3 protein-coding genes and 1 pseudogene (2 of these 4 cut by a window edge) are annotated in these 3,427 nt (G+C 62.4%); all 4 read right to left on the reverse strand.

All coding sequences use genetic code 11. From position 1 onward, the window contains the following. A protein-coding gene (locus FVQ81_08415; GenBank protein MBW7996573.1) for an ATP-binding cassette domain-containing protein crosses the window boundary here: on the reverse strand, positions 1-695 show its 5' portion. 199 nt of this gene lie to the left of the window's left edge; the window shows 695 of its 894 coding nt (coding positions 1-695); it begins with the start codon at positions 693-695; the stop codon falls past the left edge of the window. An 80-nt stretch (positions 696-775) separates the two neighbouring features. Beyond that, on the reverse strand, positions 776-2,398 hold the full coding sequence (locus tag FVQ81_08420) for a hypothetical protein (protein MBW7996574.1): 1,623 nt from the start codon (positions 2,396-2,398) through the stop codon (positions 776-778). A gap of 45 nt (positions 2,399-2,443) precedes the next feature. Further along, the gene (locus FVQ81_08425) at positions 2,444-3,421 is read right to left on the reverse strand and encodes a cytochrome c biogenesis protein ResB (protein MBW7996575.1); all 978 of its coding nucleotides are present in this window, start codon (positions 3,419-3,421) and stop codon (positions 2,444-2,446) included. Then, positions 3,403-3,427 (reverse strand): annotated as a pseudogene (locus FVQ81_08430) (cytochrome c biogenesis protein ResB); it runs 638 nt beyond the window's last position. The gene FVQ81_08425 and the pseudogene FVQ81_08430 overlap by 19 nt, the downstream one beginning before the upstream one ends.

Consider the following 3,427-nt stretch of genomic DNA (forward strand, 5'->3'; position numbering starts at 1 on the left):
AGCTTATCGATATCCGCCGGATCTCCCGGATTGAACGTCAACGGCGCCAAGCGGCCGTCTGTCAGAGAGAACAACTCCGCGCCTTCCAGGATCGCCAGGTCCTCGGCTCGGCGGCTGAGAACCACCAGCGACGGCGACTCAGGGGCGGAGCAGAACTCCAGCAGCCTGAGCCTGAAATCCCGTTCCAGCTCTGCCAGCGAACAATCCAGGACCAGCAGCTCGGGGTCCAACAGGCAGAACGCCGTGACCAGCACGGCCAGTTTCTGCTGCTTGCTCAATGAATCCAGACCGGCGTCGAGCAGGCTTTCCAGACCGAAGCGCACTGCTGCCAGCTCCGCCCTTTCGGCTGCCTCGCCGCGCCCTGCTCCGCGATACAGCAAGCCGCTGGCCAGTTCCTCGCGGACGCTGAATCCCTGGAACTGGAACTCCGGCTGCTCGAACACCACCCCGGCCCGGGGGTTCACGATACGGTCACTCTCCCTTTCATCCGGACGATCGGGCCAGTTCACGGCTCCGGCGGAGGGACTGTCCAGACCGGCCAGGACACGCGCCAGGGCGGTCTTGCCCGCTCCGTTGCCGCCCAGCACCAGGGTATTGCCCGCGAGCGATATCTCCGCGCTGATCTCCCTGAGCACCGGCTGTTCAGGAGACGACCTGTAGGCGAACGTTACGTTTTCCAGATTGATTGTCGCCATCGGTTAAAGACTCCGGCTAAATAAACAGACCCCGGCCACCGAGCCGGGGTCTGAAAGATAATCCCATTTTGCATGCGAGATCAACCGTAAGCGTGCAGACCGCCCAGGACACTGTTGCCCACGAAGCTGAGCATGGCGAACAGGAACCCCAGGATCGCCGCAACCGCCGCCTGGTTGCCGCTCCAGCGGCGGATATAGCGGGAGTGGAGGTAGATCAGGAACGTCAGCCAGACAATCAGGCTGCCCATCTCCTTGGGATCGTTGGACCACCATTTGCCCCAGGCGTAATGGGCCCAGATCGCTCCGGCGATCAGCGCGCCGAATGTGAAGATCGGGAAGCCCAGGCTGACTGACCGGTAGGCCAGCGAATCCAGCGTATCGAGTTCGGGAATCTTGCCCTGAAGTTTCGGTGACAGCCAGTAAAACAGGATGAACACGGGGATGGCGAACAGCAGCATGTAACCCATGAACACCGCCTCGCTGCCCTCGTGCGGAGGGATCAGGTCGGATGAGAGCACGTCGTTGTAGCTCTCGACCAGGCTTGCGCGAAGACCGTGGAGGCGCTGGAGCGAAACCGGCAGGCCGGTGCGCTCGGCCATCAACTGGAGGTGGCCTGCCTCGAGCTGGATCCGGTGACGCTGCTCGCGGATCTCGCCGAGGCTGAGCGGGAACTGAAGCTGGCCGGCCAGCGAACTTCCGCTCATGACTTCCGCGGCCTCGTCTGCGGTCAGCGAATGCTTGCGCTCGGCCTGCAGACGCTCCAGGCTCAGGACCGTCTCCAGTTCGGCTTTCCGCGACTCGATAAACGCCTGCCACGCCGGGGCCTCGATCGTTCCGCCCTGATGGTTGGCCAACTGGCTGAGTTGGTCCACCGCCTGGATATCCTGCATCAGGTTTTCCAGTTTCAGCCTGCTGCGGTTCTGGACAGAGGCCAGGCTCATGCCGCCGATGATCAGCGAAAGCACGGCGAGAGCGAACAGAAACCCGCCGAACCCGCCGGTTTTACCGGTTACCAGCTTGCGCCAGAGCAGGACGTATACCGGCAGCGCAACCATCAGCGCACCGCCCAGCGCACCGACAATCAGCTTGAGACCCGCAAGCTCGGTGAGCACTATCCCCGCGCCGCGCAGGCCGAACACGACAATCAGGCCGGCGCCCAGCGACACCAGCAGGGCTGTGAAGCTTTTCGATTTGACCGGGCGGCCGACCTCGTTCCAAGCTACATTCTTGATCAGGTAGAGAATCCCGGCCACGAACGCCAGGGCGAACGCCGCCTCGCCGATAATCGTCATGCTGACGTGGATTTTCAGCCAGTAGCTCTGCAGCGCGGGCACCAGGGTCATTTCCAGGCGCATCGGGTACAGCCCGGCGAACACAATCGCCAGGAACAGGACCGGCGACAGGCAGGCCCCGATAAACAGGCTGCGCAGCTTGCGCATCACGACGAAATAGATCACGGACACGCACCAGGCCAGCACGCTGATATACTCGTAGGAGCTCGAGATCGGCATGCGCCCCTGGGCTGTCCAGCGGATTGCTATCAATGCTGTCAGGCTGACAAAGCCGGCGGCGATCAGCAGCACACCGAGAGCCATCAGCGTCTTACCCTTCCTGTCCCCCTCTTTCGGGTAAAGGCCGATGAAATGGGCGATCATGCCCGAGAAGAATGTCCAGAGGGTTATCTTGTATAATATCGGTTCCATCCTGGGCTGCCTCTGCTGAGTTAGTTCACGCCTGGCGAATCAATCTCAAGCCTTGCCGCCGGACTGAGTCCCGGCGGCCCTGTCGCAGAAATCCTTGAACTCCTTGCGGAACGGCTGTTTCCATTTGTAGCTCACCCCGGCGATCCAGGCCCGCGAGCCCTGCTCCCGTGCCGCAACCATCACCCAGAACTGGCGGTGGTTGACATAGAACGAGAGCAGCACGCCGATCACCATCAGGGTAAAGCCGATCCAGATTACGGTCTGTGAGCGGTGGGTGCGGATGGTCAGCCCGGTCAGGTATGTCTTTTCGTAACTGAGCATGGTCACCTGGTAAGGGCCGCCGGCCTGATGGCTGAAATCGGGGAAATTCTTGAAAATCCAGTTCTTGCTCACTTCCTGGCCGCCGCTGATAATCGCCACCTGGGCGGCCGGGTTGGTGTCCTCGCCGGGAGAACTGCTGACATTGCCGCTCTCGCCGATGCGGAAACTGCCGACAAACTGATCGACCCTCAGCGAATCCCCGCCCGCGCCGATAGCCGCCGCCGGGCCGCCGGGTCGTAATCTCACTGTCTCCGGAGCCGGGCCTGCGCTGTCGTTGGAGGCCACCCGCAGCTCGACCCACTGCGCGCCGCCGCCGCCGGGGCTGTAGGAACTCTGATAGAAATAGACGCCTCTGTGCACCAGCGGGTCGTTAACCTTGATCAGGCGGGAGAACAGTTCCCTGTCACCGTTGTCGGAGTCCAGCACTGTTACCGTCGACAGGTAGGCCTTGGGCTTTCCCTGCGGGGTGAACAGCGCCTCGAACTTCTCCAGCCGCACTTTCATCAGCGTTTTCACCGGCAGGTTTTCGGGCAGCTGCCGCCAGTCGCGGTTGCGGATCACCTGGTCGGTCATCAGCATCGGCGTAGGCTCTACCTCCACGCCGAACACTCCGGCCAGGCGGCGGCCGATCAACCGGGCCTGGAACGAGGGGCTGGCCAGGTAGCCCAGGTCCGGCACCTCGATCACTTCATCGGGAGCCATCCACTG

This window comes from Candidatus Glassbacteria bacterium, from assembly GCA_019456185.1.
GTDB lineage: Bacteria > Gemmatimonadota > Glassbacteria > GWA2-58-10 > GWA2-58-10 > JAJRTS01.